Source organism: Cupriavidus gilardii (genome assembly GCF_017598945.1).
GTDB lineage: Bacteria > Pseudomonadota > Gammaproteobacteria > Burkholderiales > Burkholderiaceae > Cupriavidus > Cupriavidus gilardii_E.
Map to the genome: position 1 here is coordinate 458,103 of NZ_JAGFTW010000058.1, position 14,139 is coordinate 472,241.

At 66.8% G+C, this 14,139-nt stretch carries 11 protein-coding genes and 1 pseudogene; 7 read left to right on the forward strand and 5 right to left on the reverse strand.

The window, feature by feature from the left end; all coding sequences use genetic code 11:
• Window positions 1-173 precede the first annotated feature (173 nt).
• The 4 genes and pseudogenes from J5T34_RS23010 to J5T34_RS23030 form a co-directional block, all read right to left on the reverse strand.
• On the reverse strand, window positions 174-1,202 hold the full coding sequence (locus J5T34_RS23010; protein WP_208583159.1) for a hypothetical protein: 1,029 nt from the start codon (window positions 1,200-1,202) through the stop codon (window positions 174-176).
• A gap of 64 nt (window positions 1,203-1,266) precedes the next feature.
• Window positions 1,267-1,992 carry a GntR family transcriptional regulator gene (locus tag J5T34_RS23015; protein WP_208583160.1) on the reverse strand — a complete coding sequence of 242 codons (726 nt, stop codon included), beginning with the start codon at window positions 1,990-1,992 and terminating at the stop codon, window positions 1,267-1,269.
• A gap of 87 nt (window positions 1,993-2,079) precedes the next feature.
• Window positions 2,080-2,687 (reverse strand): annotated as a pseudogene (locus J5T34_RS24200) (hypothetical protein).
• Window positions 2,675-3,748: a type IV toxin-antitoxin system AbiEi family antitoxin gene (locus J5T34_RS23030; RefSeq protein ID WP_208583161.1), complete on the reverse strand. Its 1,074-nt coding sequence runs from the start codon at window positions 3,746-3,748 to the stop codon at window positions 2,675-2,677. The pseudogene J5T34_RS24200 and the gene J5T34_RS23030 overlap by 13 nt, the downstream one beginning before the upstream one ends.
• Before the next feature lie 231 nt (window positions 3,749-3,979).
• Between J5T34_RS23030 and J5T34_RS23035 the strand changes: the two genes are divergently transcribed.
• The 7 genes from J5T34_RS23035 to J5T34_RS23065 all read left to right on the forward strand — a co-directional run bounded on the left by J5T34_RS23035 (window position 3,980) and on the right by J5T34_RS23065 (window position 13,152).
• Window positions 3,980-4,747 (forward strand): alpha/beta fold hydrolase, encoded by a 768-nt coding sequence (locus J5T34_RS23035; RefSeq protein WP_208583162.1) that lies wholly within the window; start codon window positions 3,980-3,982, stop codon window positions 4,745-4,747.
• Window positions 4,744-6,054, forward strand: a complete 1,311-nt coding sequence (locus J5T34_RS23040; protein ID WP_208583163.1) for an iron-containing alcohol dehydrogenase — start codon at window positions 4,744-4,746, stop codon at window positions 6,052-6,054. Before J5T34_RS23035 ends, J5T34_RS23040 begins: the two co-directional genes overlap by 4 nt.
• 182 nt (window positions 6,055-6,236) lie before the next feature.
• Entirely contained in the window at window positions 6,237-7,616 is a 1,380-nt protein-coding gene (locus J5T34_RS23045) for an MFS transporter (RefSeq protein WP_208583164.1), read from the forward strand.
• A gap of 208 nt (window positions 7,617-7,824) precedes the next feature.
• Window positions 7,825-8,631 carry a fatty acid hydroxylase family protein gene (locus J5T34_RS23050; RefSeq protein WP_208583165.1) on the forward strand — a complete coding sequence of 269 codons (807 nt, stop codon included), beginning with the start codon at window positions 7,825-7,827 and terminating at the stop codon, window positions 8,629-8,631.
• 214 nt (window positions 8,632-8,845) lie between these two features.
• Window positions 8,846-10,525 (forward strand): MFS transporter, encoded by a 1,680-nt coding sequence (locus J5T34_RS23055; RefSeq protein WP_208583166.1) that lies wholly within the window; start codon window positions 8,846-8,848, stop codon window positions 10,523-10,525.
• 30 nt (window positions 10,526-10,555) lie between these two features.
• Entirely contained in the window at window positions 10,556-11,746 is a 1,191-nt protein-coding gene (locus J5T34_RS23060) for an HlyD family secretion protein (RefSeq protein WP_347880693.1), read from the forward strand.
• A 41-nt stretch (window positions 11,747-11,787) separates the two neighbouring features.
• On the forward strand, window positions 11,788-13,152 hold the full coding sequence (locus J5T34_RS23065; protein WP_208583167.1) for an efflux transporter outer membrane subunit: 1,365 nt from the start codon (window positions 11,788-11,790) through the stop codon (window positions 13,150-13,152).
• A 50-nt stretch (window positions 13,153-13,202) separates the two neighbouring features.
• On the opposite strand, the gene J5T34_RS23070 is transcribed toward J5T34_RS23065, so the two are convergent.
• Complete coding sequence (locus tag J5T34_RS23070) at window positions 13,203-14,138, reverse strand: SMP-30/gluconolactonase/LRE family protein (protein ID WP_208583168.1); 936 nt, start codon at window positions 14,136-14,138, stop codon at window positions 13,203-13,205.
• Window position 14,139 lies beyond the last annotated feature (1 nt).

The window sequence follows — 14,139 nt, forward strand, 5'->3', positions numbered from 1 at the left end:
CTCCTGATGGCGGGTCGGCGCACGCCGCCCGGCGCCGCGAGGAGCGGGCGTGGCGGCATGGCCAACCGAGCCATCAAGCAAACTTCGTTCCGCCGTTTGCGCTGCCGTGGCACGCCGGCCGTTCCGTTCGGCCGTTGGCCAGATTTACAAAGGCGGCAGGCCGTGCAGCCATGTCAGCGGAAATCGCTGAAGCGGATGTCCGGCGCGCTGGTGTTGTGGCGCGACGGTACGGTTCGTCCGAAGCGGACGTCGCTCGCCTGCCAGGCCGACACCTCGGCCACCGTGGCGTCCCGACGCTGGCCCGCCGTGTCCTCCCAACTGACGCGGCTCATATCGGCGTTGTCCTCGGTCACATACATCGAGCGCAGCATCGCGAACGGCGCCTGCGCGCGATACGGCGGGCTGAACGCGACATCGAGCGCGGTGCGCGTGCGGCTGATCTCGCGGATCGCGACCTGTGCCTCGCCGCCGGCGGTGAAGCGCAGGCCGATCGTGCGCTTGCGCGGGTCGATGTCGATGTGGGCGATATCGACGATCGGGCGCAGGTCCTTCTGCACCGGTCCCATCAGAAACGAGGATCCGTAGGCGTTGTCGGGCAAGTGGGCGGCCGGCAGCGGCTTGGCGCGCCAGTAGCCGTCCGACGGATAGAGCACGAGCACCTCGGTTTCGACGACCTTGCCCTTGGCACCCTTGCGCTTGTCGAAGAACTGGATCAGATGAAAGCCGCCGTCCTTGCGTCCGCCCACGGTGACCGGCACGCGTTGCGGCCGCCAGAAACTGTCGAACGTGATGCCGACGATGGCCAGGTCCTTGCCATCATAAAGACGGACCTTGCGCGGCTTGAAGGCGTGGCGCGGATCGGTCGGATGCGGGGTATCGCCGAAATTGCAGCCGGAGAAATCCGGCGCCGAGCTGTCCTTGCGGATCTTGCCGATGTAGTCGGGATGCAGCGCCTCGACCCGGAAGCGCTGGATCGACGGCGCCGACAGCGCAAACGACACGTTGTCCTCTTCGGCGCAGGTGGTCGGCGTGGTCAGATTGCGGACCTCGACCGCGGCCGGGGCAGGAGCGGTCGATACAGTCGGCGGGGATTGCGCAGGGGATTGCGCAGGGGATTGCGCGGAGGCTGTGGCGGCCAGCAGGCTGAACAGCAGGGCTGGGATCAGTCGAAGCGGGCGAATCTGATTCTGTCGGCTTGGCATGCGTCGGTGGGTTCCTCTTTGCGGGCGCGCATGGTGCCGGCGAAACGCCCTGGCCCTGGAAGCCCTAGCGGCGGTCGCCCAGCACGGTCGCGCGGGTGAAGTCCTCGATATTGTCCAGCAGCGCGTCGAGCGCCTCGCCCGCGCCTTCGACCTCGCCCTCGGCGATGGCTGCGGCGACACGGGCATGCAGGCGGGCCATCTCGGGAAGATCGGCGGCCTGCTTGTAGTGAAAATACCAGAAGCGGCGCGACAGCCCGTGCATCAACCGCATCGCGCCCTCTGCGAATTCGTTGCGCGCGGCCTGCAGACAGAGTTCGTTGAAGCCCGCATCGGCGCGCACGAACGCGACTTCGTCGCCCTTCTTCGATGACCGCTCGAACTCGGCGGCAAGCCGCCGGAAGGCCTGGCGCTCCTCGGCGGTGGCGCGCCGCGCCGCGCTGCGGCAGATCAGCCGCTCGACCTCGCGGCGCGTCTCCAGCAGCCGCAATTGCTTGGCCACATCGATCGGCGGAATCAGCAGGCCGCGCTGCGGCAACACCACGATCAAATGCTCGCGCGCCAGCCGCTGAATCGCCTCGCGGATCGGCGTGCGGCCGATGCCAGTCATCTCGCTCAACTGGAACTCGGAGATCGACGAACCGGGCGCGAGCTGCAACGTGACGATCGCTTCCTCGATCCACCGGTAGGCCTGATCGGTCAGCCGCCCGCGCGGGCCGACCCCGTTCTCGCCGCCTTCGTCCTCGACATGGGTCGCTGCCGCCCGCCTGACTGTCGCCGCTTTCTTGACCATGTTGCCGTTTGCATGTTTGACGAATGCAAATTGTATATGAGTCATTTTGGCTAAGGGCAGCAGGCCCGCACGTGCGTTGGGAACGGCTCAGCTGCGCAGGCCAAGCGCCCGCAGCCAGGTGTCGACCTGTCCAAATGCATCCTGCTGCCACTGTTCGGGCGTTCGGTTGCGCAGTACATCGGTGTCCTGGACAAAGCGGCGCACACAGGTCGGTCCGAAGCCTTCGACCGAATCGAACTTGCGGGCGATGCAATCGAAGCCAATGGCACCGCTGGGAAGATCGAGCAACGATCTTGGCCTCGACGCCGAGGCATTGGGCGACGGGCAATATGCCAATCTGGTCGATGCGCTGCGCCAGCATGGCTACGAAAAGCGCCGGACGCTCCGGCGCTTTCAGCGACGTCATCGTCGATTTCCTGATGCCGCGCGACGCCGAGATCGTGAAGAACGCTTGTACGCCAGATACCGGCAATGGATGACGGTCCGCCGATCGACATCCATGGTGCCGACATGCGGCATGTCATCGGTCTTGCCGAGCAGGTAGCCAGGGCACCGCGCCGCCCACCACGGCAAACTTTCCCTTGAAGCTTCCAAGAAATCTGACCGATCTCGATCAGGACGGTCTGGACGGCCGCTGTCGTGCGATCGTCGTAATCCACCGCGGATTGCGGTTCACCGGGCGTCATGTCTGCCAATTGAGCTGAAGTTGTCGCAGATGATCGGCCGCTTCCCTGCCTCGCTCCCCGGCAATTGCGAGGTCGAGGTAGGTCTGAACGGGGCTCGTGCAGATGACGCCCGGGGCCGGCTCCACGGTGTCACGGAACGGGCCAGGGTCCTCCAGCGTCATCACGACGGCATTCTCGCCTTTCGATGCCCGTGACAATTTCAACGCGGAGCGCAGTTGTTCGAGTCCCGCCTCGTCGGCATAAAAATATTGCGTCGTCGTGCGGGCATAAGGTGCAAGCCATTGCGCCGCCGAGAACGAGGCCAGGGTCATCTGGCCAGTTCGCTCACGCAATGCTTCTCGTACGGCTTGCTCCAGCGCACTGCCATGCAGAGGCGTATAGAAACCGTGACGCTTGCCAGCCGGCGGCTCGTACGTATCGCGCCAGGCATCGAGCAGCGAATCGGGATCCGAAAGGGACAGTCCATCTGGCGAGACCCTCGCCCACTCGCGATCGAGCAAGCCAGTGCGGACGTTGCTGACGTGTCCGAGGCTGATGCCGGCCGCCTCGGCAAGCGCCGCCACGCGCCACGGGCGCTCTGGATCGCGCAGCATGATCCGCAGCATCCGAGCAGACTTCGGCTTGAACAGGGAGCGCAGATCGCGGCGTTCGGCTACCGGCTTGCTCGCGACGGCCCGCTCGATGAAGACGCCGCCGAATGCGAGGTGAACATTTCCCTCAAGGTCGAGGAAGCCGGCATTGTGCTGGCGGCACAGATCCTGTGCCGCGGCAGACAGATACGGCGCGATCAGAACCGGCGTCGCGTCCCGCCCGTGAAGCGCCACGAGTTGCCGAAGCTGAAGCAGCGCGGTTCGGACATGGCGCGGTTGACCGGTTGTCGTTACGACACAGACAAGGGTATATCGCCGCCCTTCGACGCGAACGTCGGCGACAACGTCCGCCGCCGCCAGGTCGCCCGGGGATGCGGGTGCGAGCTCCAGGCGATCGATCACCGGCACATGCCGCAGCACTGCGAGCAGCGCGGCGGTCTGATGTGAAAGTGTCGTATTAGCAACTTCTATCGGAGTCATTTGCTGAAAACAGCGCCCGGGGGGAAATATTGACCCCCATTTTCACTGGAATTCCTACTTTCAGCAAACGCTGAAAATGGTCGTTCCAGTGAAAATCGGCATGGCGTACCGCTCCGCATTTGACCGGGCCCGACGCCATACACGTGTCGCCTTGCCTTTCCACCTGCCTGTCCACTACTATGATCCATCTAATATATTAGATGTACAGAAGACACCATGGCAGCAGACTCGATGGACGTGATCGAGGTCGGCAGCGGTCCGGTGCCGGTCGTTGCGCTGCACGGCATTCAGGGCACGCGCGCGGCGTGGTTGCCGGTGGCAGCGCGTTTGCGCTCGCTCTGCACCTTCGTGCTGCCGAATCTGCAGGGGCGTGGGGCGGCGCCGAGGCCAGACACCGCTGAGGGATACACACTGGAGCGCTATGCGGCTGCGGCACGCGCGGTCGTGGAACGGCATGTCGGGGCGCGGCCGTTCGTGCTGGCCGGGTGGAGCATGGGCGTGTCGGTGGCGCTGGAGTACGCGGACCGATATCGCTACGAACTGCGGCCGGCAGCGCTGCTGTTGCTGTCAGGCTCCCCTGCCCTGTGCGAGACCCGCTGGTTTCGCGCCGGCGACGACCCAGCGCTGTTGGCCGAGATCACCGAGCGCGAGCGCCGACTTGGATTGAGCGAGGCGGCCGACCATGCCGCCGTCGCGCATACGTGGCGGGCGATCCGGCACACCGATCAGCGTTCTCGCTTGCCGTCGTTGCCGATGCCGGCCCTGGTCGTCCATGGGCGGGACGACGACGATTGCCCGTGGCCGCACGCGCAGGCGCTGGCCGACGGACTGCCCGCAGGCCGCCTTGCCACCATCGAGCGGGCCGGCCATGGTCTGCTGACCGGCCATGCCGACACGGTGGCCGAGCTCGCCCTTCCCTGGCTGCGGCAGCTCGCCGATGCGATGCACGGCGCGGCCGCGCCGCTTCCCCCTTCGTCCATCCCCCTGGAGTTGCCATGAGAATCGAAGACCTGGTCTATTTCTGTGCGCCGGCGCGTCTGATCGTCGGCCCAGGCACGCGCGCGCAATTGCCCGCGCTGTTGCAGCGGCTCGGCCATCGTCAAGGCGTACTGGTCACCGATACCTTCTTCACCGAACGCACGCCGTGGGTGGCCGAGTACATCGAGGCCGCGCGGGCCGCCGGCATCGAGACCGTGGTCTACGACGGCGGCATGCCGGACCCGAGCACGACGCTGTGCGACGAAGCCACGCAAGCGCTGCGGACTTGTCTCGGTGGCCGCGTGCCCGACCACCTGGTGGCGCTTGGCGGCGGCAGCAATATCGACCTTGCAAAGGCGCTGAGCCTGACGCTGCCGGAAGGCCGGCCGGTGCGGGACTTCGCCGGTACGTTGCCTGCCGGCACGCGGCCGATCCCGCTGGCGGCGCTGCCCACCACTTCGGGCACGGGCTCCGAAGCCACGCCCGGTGCGATCCTGATCGATCCCGACAACGCCACCAAGATCGCGGTGATGGACAACGCGCTGCGGCCGCAGATCGCGCTGATCGATCCCGAGTTCACCTACACCTGCCCGCCGCGCGTGACGGCGGATGCCGGCATCGATGCGCTGACGCATGCGATCGAGTCGTACCTGACCGTCGACAGCGCGGCTTATCCGAGGCAAGGCAATGCCGATCCCGGCTATAGCGGCCGCTCGGCACTGACCATGCTGTTCGCCCGCGAGGCCATCGCGCTGTGCAGCCGTTACCTGCTGCGCGCGTACCGCGACAGCGGCAGGGCCAGCGACGGCGGCAGCGGTGACGACGGCAGCCGCGATATCGAGGCGCGTATCGGCATGTCCTATGCCAGCCTCTACGCCGCGCTGTCCTACGGCAGCGCCGGCCTGAATGCGGTCCATGGCATCGCCTATGCCGTCGCGGGCCTGACCCATCGCTCGCATGGCAGCACCAATGCCGTGATGTTGCCCTACGTCCTGGACGCGCTGCGCGCCACGCGCAGTGCCGATCTGCTTGCGCTGGCGCCGCTGTTCGGCCTCGACCAGGGCAGCGACGCCGAACGGATCGCCGGCGTGCCGGCGGCGGTGCGCAACCTGATCGACGCGCTCGATATCCCGTCGAACCTGCAGGCCTTCGGCGTACCGAGCGATGCGCTGCCCGCCCTGACGCGCGACGCCCTTGGGGTCACGCGGTTGGCGCAGGCATTCCCCGTCGACGACGTGCCCGGCACCTACGCACGCATCGTCGAGAACGCCTGGCGCGGCGAACTCGCCATCCACCGCGGCGTGGCGGCGGCCCGTCAGGCGGCTTAGGGCAAATCCGGAGCTTCGCCCGGCAAGCCGCGCCGGATAACGCTTTCCGGGCGGGCGCACCGGGCCTCGAAGGCGACCGCGCTGCGCCAACGGCCGCGCTCCTCTTGCATACCTGTTACATCCATCTAATATATTAGCCAGACCGCCGACAGGCGGCCCCACGACAAAGACAGGAGACAACCATGGACATGTCGGCAGGCAGTGTGGCGCTGACCCCCGGAGTCGCGGCGCGGCTCGAGCGCCTTCCCATGACCCGCTATCAGCGCACCTTGTTCGGCATCATCGCCACCGCATGGTTCTTCGATTCGATGGACCTCGGCATGATGACCTTCGTGCTCGGCTCGATCAAAGCCGAATTCGGCCTGAACGCGGCACAGACGGGCCTGCTGGCCAGCTCCAGCTTTCTCGGCATGTTCGCCGGCGCGGCAGTGGCCGGCATGCTGGCCGACCGCTTCGGCCGCAAGCCGGTGTTCCAGGTCAGCATGATCTTCTGGGGCGTGGGCAGCCTGATGTGCGGGCTGGCGGACAGCGTCACCGCACTGATGCTGTACCGCGTGCTGCTCGGCTTCGGCATGGGCATGGAGTTTCCGATCGGGCTGTCGATGGTGTCGGAGATCGTGCCGGCCAAGAGCCGCGGCAAGTATGTGGCGATCCTCGAGGGCTTCTGGCCGATCGGCTTCATTGCCGCGGGATTGCTGGCCTATCTGACGCTGCCGGTGATCGGCTGGCGCGGCATCTTTATCGCGATGGCGCTGCCGGCGGCATTCGTCTTCGTGGTGCGCCGGATGGTGCCGGAATCCCCGCGCTGGCTCGAAGGCGCAGGGCGGCAACGCGAGGCCGAGGCGGTGATGACCGGCATCGAAGCACGGGTGGAGCGCGCCAGCGGCAAGCCGCTTCCCGCCGTGCAGGCAGGCTTCGCGCCCGCCGCGGTGCACGAACGCAAGGCGATGTTCGGCGAGCTGTGGAAAGGCCCGTACGCCAGGCGGACCGTGATGCTGTGGGGCGTGTGGTTCTTCGCGCTGCTTGGCTACTACGGCCTGACCACCTGGCTCGGCGCGCTGCTGCAGCAGGCCGGCTACGCGGTGACCAAGTCGGTGCTCTACACGGTCTATATCTCGCTGGCGGGCATTCCCGGCTTCATCTTCTCGGCGTGGCTGCTGGAGAAGTGGGGGCGCAAGCCGACCTGCGCACTGATGCTGCTCGGCAGCGCCGCGTCCGCCTATCTGTACGGCCAGGCGGCCGTGCTCAAGCTGCCGGTCGAGCAGCTGATCGCCGCCGGCCTGTGCATGCAGTTCTTCCTGTTCGGCATGTGGTCTGTGCTGTATGCCTACACGCCCGAGCTGTATCCGACCCGCTCGCGCGCTACCGGATCGGGCTTCGCTTCGTCGATCGGCCGCATCGGCTCGCTGGTGGGTCCGTATCTGGTGGGCGTGCTGTTGCCCATCACGGGCCAGGGCGGCATCTTCACGCTGGGCGCGCTGTCGTTCGCGATCGCCGCGGTCACGGTGCTCTGGCTGGGCGTGGAGACGAAGGGGCGCTCGCTGGAGGAAGTGTCGCACTGACGCCTGTCGCGTCGTTCCCGCGCAGGCGCCAACGCAACGTCATCGACAGCCACCGGTCCCCGCATACACGGGGACGACAGGATTCCGGCCCTCGTTTGCGAGGGCCGTTTTTCTTGGTGCTGCTGGCAGCAAGAAATCGTTTGACATGCCACCATATACGACTAATATATTAGTACGATGTCAGTAACGCAGACAGGAGACAACCACCATGATGAGCGAACGCCAACGCAAATTCCGCGAACAGTACAAGGCCGATATCAGCCCGCTATACAACGGCCTGCTGCATATCGGCGTGATCTTCGCCGCCGGCATTGCCGCGCTCTACTACTGCGCGACCCGTCTGGAGAACGCGACGTGGGAGTGGCTGCTGGTGCTGCCGGTCTTTCTCGCCGGCAATCTGGTCGAGTGGTTCATGCACAAGTACGTGATGCATCGGCGCATCGACGTGTTTGCGCTGCGCGCCATCTACGAGCGGCACACCCGTCAGCATCACCAGTACTTCACCGACATCGAGCCCACCATCGACACCACGCGCGAATTCCGCATCGTGTTCTTCCCCTGGCGCGTGCTGATCACGCTGGGCGTCGGCGGCGGTGTGCTGGGCTATCTGGCCTATCTGCTGATCAATGCCAATGCGGCGTACATCGTCTTCATGACGATGGTCGGCCACTACCTGGTCTACGAGGTGTTCCACTACTGCTGCCATGTGCATGACAACTGGTTCGTGCGCAATATGCCCTTCATCAACACGATCCGCCGGCACCATACCGCGCACCACAATCAGGGAATCATGATGCACTACAACATGAACCTGACCTTCCCGATCGCAGACTGGCTGATGGGCACCAGCGACCTGCGCCGCGGCCTGCTGGGCCATCTGTTCAACGGCTACAACGAGGACCACATCAAGGAAGAACTGAAGCCGATCATCCGCAAGTTCCGCCACGACGATTCGCGCGTGACGCTGGACGGCCCGCAATTGACCGAAGACGAACGGCGCGCGATGGCGGCCTGACACTGAACCCCTGAACCGCTGGCCCCCCAATGCGGATCGCCGCCCGGCGCGGCCATCCGCATTGGTGTCTTCCGGCTCGTTTCTTCTGCCCCTTCCCCGCCTTCCTCTGCCCTCACTGCGCCAACGACAACCTCGCGCGGCTTGACACTTCGGCCTGACAACGGCAATCATCGAACCCGCTGGACTTTCGCTGAACCCGCTTCCCGTCAAGCCCATGGGTGCTGCCACGGCCGAATATCAGTTCAAGCCGCACGAGCGGCCCACCATTCCGGGCTCTCCGGCGACACCGGATCATCCGACGCCAAGGCGCGTCGGCTATTTCTGCGTCGGTGTGCTGATCGGACTGACCGCCGGCTTCGGCAACGCGCTGGTGCTCGCGAACCTGAATCACATCCAGGGCGTGTTCGGTCTCTACAGCGATCAGGCGGCGTGGTTATCGACGGTCTACGTGATGACCAACGTCTGCATGAGCATGCTGCTGATCAAGTTCCGGCAGCAATACGGCCTGCAGCATTTCGCGCGGCTGTTCCTGCTCGGCTATGTCGCCGTCGCGCTCGCCCATATCTTCGTCCATACCTTCGAGACCGCCCTGCTGGTGCGCGCGGCCAACGGCATTGCCGCCAGCGGCCTCAGCACGCTGGCGCTGTACTACATGATTCAGGCGCTGCCGGCCGCGCACCGATTGAAGGCAATCGTGCTCGGCATCGGCGTGCCGCAGCTGGCCACTCCGCTGGCGCGCACCTTCACCTCCGGCATGCTCGAGGCCGGCAACTGGAAGACGCTCTATCTGTTCGAACTGGGCCTGGCGCTGTTGTCGCTGGTGGCGGTGGCGCTGTTGCGGCTGCCGCCGAGCGAGCGCATCCGCGCGTTCGAGAGGCTCGACTTCCTGACCTTCGCGCTGTTCGCGCCCGGCATGGCACTGCTGTGCGCGGTGCTCGCGCAGGGACGAATCCTGTGGTGGACCGAAGCCGGATGGCTGGGCTATGCCCTGTGCGGTGCGGTGGTGCTGATCACCGCCGCGCTGTGGATCGAGCACAACCGCGCCAATCCGCTGCTCAATACCCGCTGGCTCGGCAGCCGGGCGATGCTGCGCTTTGCGCTGGTCGCGATCGCGGTGCGCGTGCTGTTGTCCGAGCAGGCCTATGGCGCGGTCGGCCTGCTGACGGCACTCGGCATGGGCAACGACCAGCTGGTACCGCTGTACGTAGTCGTGACGCTGGCCACGGTGGCAGGCCTGGCGGTCAGCGCGCTGACGGTCAACCCGATGAACCTGGAGCGCCCGATCCGGATCTCGCTGCTGCTGATCGCGATCGGCGCCTTCATGGACGCGCACTCGAACAACCTGACGCGGCCGGCCAACATGGTCTGGAGCCAGGCGCTGATCGCCTTCGCCGCGGTGTACTTCATGGGGCCGACCCTGCTGATCGGCATGCTGCAAGCGTTGTCGAAGGGCATGAGCCATATCGTCAGCTTCTCGGCGCTGTTCGGCATCACGCAGTCGCTCGGCGGCCTGGCCGGCTCCGCGCTGCTGGGCACATTCCAGGTCTACCGCGAGAAATTCCATTCGCACTCGCTGGTGCAGTCGATCAGCCTGACCGATCCGCTGGACGCGGCGCGCATTCAGGCGCTGGGCGGCGCCTACGGGCGCGTGCTGACCGATCCCGCGCTGCGGCAGGCCGAAGGCACGGCGCTGCTGGCGCAGCAGGTCACGCGCGAAGCCAACGTGCTGGCGTTCAACGATGTCTTCCTGCTGATCGGCATCATCGCCTCGGCGACCTTCGTCTGCCTGCTGGCGCTCTATCTGCGCGATCGCATCCGTGGCCACAATCCGATGGCCGAACCGCTGGCGGCGATGGCGAGGGCCAGACAGCAGCAGCAGCAGCAGCAGCATTAGAACCGACAAGAACGCCATCTGGAGTCACCGGTGACCGACCAAACGCCGGGCCGCGAACCCGGCCCCGCCCCTTCCGCGCCGAAGAGCGAGCACAGCGATGCGCACGAGCGTCTGCAGGATCCCGTCGAGGTGCCGCAGCAAGCCTCCGCCCCGCCAACCGGATGGTCGCCGCCCAAGGGCACGCGGCGCGCCACCATCGCCGTCGTTGCGATCGCCCTCGTCAGCATCCTCATCATCCTGTACGCATGGGGCCTTCCTCCGTTCACGCCGGCGATCCAGGGCACCGACAACGCCTATGTGCGTGGCCAGACCACCGTCATCAGCCCCCAGGTCAGCGGCTATGTGGTCGACGTGCCGGTCCACGATTTCCAGCGGGTCAAGGCCGGATCGGTACTGCTCAGGATCGACGACCGCATCTATCGCCAGCGCGTCGAGCAGGCGCGGGCCAATCTCGATACGCAGATCGCCAACCTGAACAACACCGATCAGACCCGCCGCTCGCGCGAAGCCACGGTGCTGGCGCAGCAGGCCAATCTCGCCAACGCGCAGGCGCAATTGCTGCGGGCGCAGGCCGACATGCGCCGCGTCGACGAACTGGTGGCCGATGGTTCGGTATCGCTGCGCGAGCGCGATCAGACGCGCGCCGCGCTGCGGCAGGCCGAGGCCGCGGTGCGCCAGGCCCGCGCGGCAGCGGAAATCGCCCGCCAGGACGTCCAGTCGGTCGCGGTCAGCCGCGAGGGCCTGGAAGCCGCCGTCGAAGCGGCGCGCGCGGCCTTGAAGCTGGCCGAGATCGATCTGGCCAATACCGTGGTGCGTGCCCCGCAGGACGGCCAGTTGAGCCAGATCGGCGCACGCCTCGGTCAGTACGTGACGGCCGGCACGCAGGCGATGTTCCTGGTGCCGCCGACGCTGTGGGTCATCGCCAATTACAAGGAAGCCCAGACCTCGCATATGGCGCCCGGCCAGCCTGCCAGCTTTCGCGTCGACGGCCTCGACGATGCGCGGCTGACCGGCCGTGTCGAGCAACTGGCGCCGGCCGCCGGCTCGGAATTCGCGGTGATCCAGCCGGACAACGCGACCGGCAACTTCGTCAAGGTCGCGCAACGGATCTCGGTGCGCATCGCGATCGATCCGGATCAGCCGCTCGCGGCAAGGCTGCGGCCGGGCATGTCAGTGCGGGCCGAGGTCGATACGAGCGGTGGGGAGTCCCGCGCGAGATGAAGGCGAACCATCGACGTTCGCGTGTTCGCGCAGCGCTGCGCATGGCACTGTGCGGGGCGGGGCTGCCTCTGCTGTTCGGCTGCATGGGCCCACGGCCCGATCCGCCGGCCGCTGCTGCGCTGACGCCCCCGACGGCATGGCGCGTCGAACCGGGCCCCAGCACCCCGCTCGAGCGTGACTGGTGGCGCCGCTATGACGATCCCGTGCTGGCGCAACTCGTCGAGCGCGCCCTGTCCAACAACGCCGATCTGGGCATTGCTGCGGCCCGGGTCGCCGAAGCACGCGCGCAGCAGCGCCTGGCGCAAGCACAATTGCTGCCGACGCTCGATGCGACGGCGACCGGCGGACGCTCGCGCAGCCTCAATGCGCTCGGGCGCGAATCGATCTCCAATTCGTTCGAGCCGCAGTTCCAGGCCGCCTACGAGATCGATCTCTTTGGCCGACTCGCCGACCTGTCGGAGGCGGCCCGCGCCAGCGCACAGGCCAGCGAAGCGGCGCACGATGCCGCGGTGCTGTCGATCGCGGCAACGACCGCACGCGCCTATCTGACGCTGCGCGCGCTCGACGCCCAGCTGGCCGTGGTGCGCCAGACGCTCGCCGCGCGCGGGGACGCGTTGCGGCTCGCGCGTCGCCGCGCCGAGGCCGGTTATACCTCGCAGCTGGAGTTCGAGCAGGCCCGTGCGGAGTACGAGTCGACCGCGCAGGCCGTGCCACAGGCCGAGCTGGCGGTCGCACGGCAGGAGAACGCCGTGTTGCTGCTGCTCGGCGAATCGCCAACGGGCGAGCTGGCGCGCGGCGCGGCGCTGTCCGCGCTGCGTCCGCCGCCGGTGCCCGGCGGCTTGCCCGCCGATCTGCTGCGCCGGCGCCCCGATATCGCGCAGGCCGAATTCCGGCTCGCCGCAAGCGACGCCAATCTGAGCGCCGCACGCAAGGCATTCCTGCCGCAGCTGCATCTGTCCGGCTCCGCCGGCCTGCTGTACGCCAGCGGCGTCGCCAGCCCCGTCCGGCTATGGTCGCTTGGCGGCAGCATCCTCGCGCCGCTGTTCGAGGGCGGCCGCATCGAGGCCGGTGCGCAGGTCGCGACGGCGCAGCGCGATCAGGCCGCCTTCGCCTATCGCAGCACCGCGCTGACCGCCTTCCGCGAGGTCAACGACAACCTCGCCGCGCTGCGCCAGCTCGAAGCGCAGGTCGCGCATCTGCGCCAGCAACGCGACGCGCTGGCCGCCACGCTGCGCCATGCGACCAACCGCTATCGCGCCGGCTATTCCCCGTATCTTGAGCAGCTGGACGCGCAGCGCGGTCTGCTGAACGCCGAGCTGAATCTGATCCAGGCGCATGCCGACTGGCTCAATGCCAGCGTGGCGCTGTACCAGGCGATGGGAGGCGGCTGGACGCGCGGCGATTGAGCGATCCGATACGCCGGCACTGTGGCATCGGCACCAGTACGCCGACGTCCTCACCGGCCATCGTCGCCGCTCCCTATGCCATGCACAGGCGCCCCGCCCTGCGGCATCTCGGCCTGCAGAATGCAGTTGGAGGTCGATTCGGTCATGAAGAGCATCTTGCCGTCCTCGCCGCCGAAGCAAGCGTTCGTCAGCGAGGTACCCGCGGGGCTGCGAATCACTTCCACCGGCTGGGCGCGCGGATTCAGCACCCACAGGTAACCCAGCCCGGGATTGGCGACCAGCAGATGATCGTCGGCACGCATCGCCAGACCGTCGGGACCACTGGGCCCGTAGCTGGTGAAGAACTGGCCAACCTTGCTGACCGAACCGTCCTTCTGCAGCGGAATGCGCCAGACGCAGTTGCCGCGGGTCATCGCGACGAACAGCACGGTCTCGTCCGCGGACAACACCAGTCCGTTCGGGCTCGGCGCGTTGGAGATCAGCACATCGAGCCTTCCTTCCGGCGTCAGCCGATACACGCGTCCGCTCGGATCGTGCATGCCCGTCTGCCCCTGGTCGGTGAAGTACAGGTTGCCGCGCGAATCGAAGGTCAGATCGTTGACGCCGCGAAAGCGTTCGCTGTTGCGCCGCTCCAGCCAGGGCCGCACGGTGCCGGTCCGGGCATCGAGCAGCATCAGCCCGTTGCGGTAGTCCGTGATCAGAAATGCGTCGCCGCCCAGCCATTTCATGCCGTTGGGCTCGCCGTCATACTGCGCGACCAGTTCCCACTGTCCTTGCAGCGAGATCCGGAAGATCCGCCCGAACGGGATGTCGGTGACCCACAGGTGGCCGTGCGCCCAGACCGGTCCTTCGAGGAAGGCGTCGATGGCGGCGCCGCCGCGATTGGCGCGCGCCCAATCGGTGACGACGCCCTTGCATCGCAAGGCATCGGGCAGCGACGTAAAGACCTCGGCATCCCGTACCGCAGGTTGGCTCAACAAGAACATG

Bases quoted from the DNA above. Each gene is read 5' to 3' on its own strand.
- J5T34_RS23030 (WP_208583161.1), bottom strand. From the start codon at position 3,748: ATGACTCCGATAGAAGTTGCTAATACGACACTTTCACATCAGACCGCC.
- J5T34_RS23050 (WP_208583165.1), top strand. From the start codon at position 7,825: ATGATGAGCGAACGCCAACGCAAATTCCGCGAACAGTACAAGGCCGAT.
- J5T34_RS23035 (WP_208583162.1), top strand. From the start codon at position 3,980: ATGGACGTGATCGAGGTCGGCAGCGGTCCGGTGCCGGTCGTTGCGCTG.
- J5T34_RS23070 (WP_208583168.1), bottom strand. From the start codon at position 14,138: ATGTTCTTGTTGAGCCAACCTGCGGTACGGGATGCCGAGGTCTTTACG.
- J5T34_RS23065 (WP_208583167.1), top strand. From the start codon at position 11,788: ATGGCACTGTGCGGGGCGGGGCTGCCTCTGCTGTTCGGCTGCATGGGC.
- J5T34_RS23040 (WP_208583163.1), top strand. From the start codon at position 4,744: ATGAGAATCGAAGACCTGGTCTATTTCTGTGCGCCGGCGCGTCTGATC.
- J5T34_RS23015 (WP_208583160.1), bottom strand. From the start codon at position 1,992: ATGGTCAAGAAAGCGGCGACAGTCAGGCGGGCGGCAGCGACCCATGTC.
- J5T34_RS23010 (WP_208583159.1), bottom strand. From the start codon at position 1,202: ATGCCAAGCCGACAGAATCAGATTCGCCCGCTTCGACTGATCCCAGCC.
- J5T34_RS23055 (WP_208583166.1), top strand. From the start codon at position 8,846: ATGGGTGCTGCCACGGCCGAATATCAGTTCAAGCCGCACGAGCGGCCC.
- J5T34_RS23045 (WP_208583164.1), top strand. From the start codon at position 6,237: ATGGACATGTCGGCAGGCAGTGTGGCGCTGACCCCCGGAGTCGCGGCG.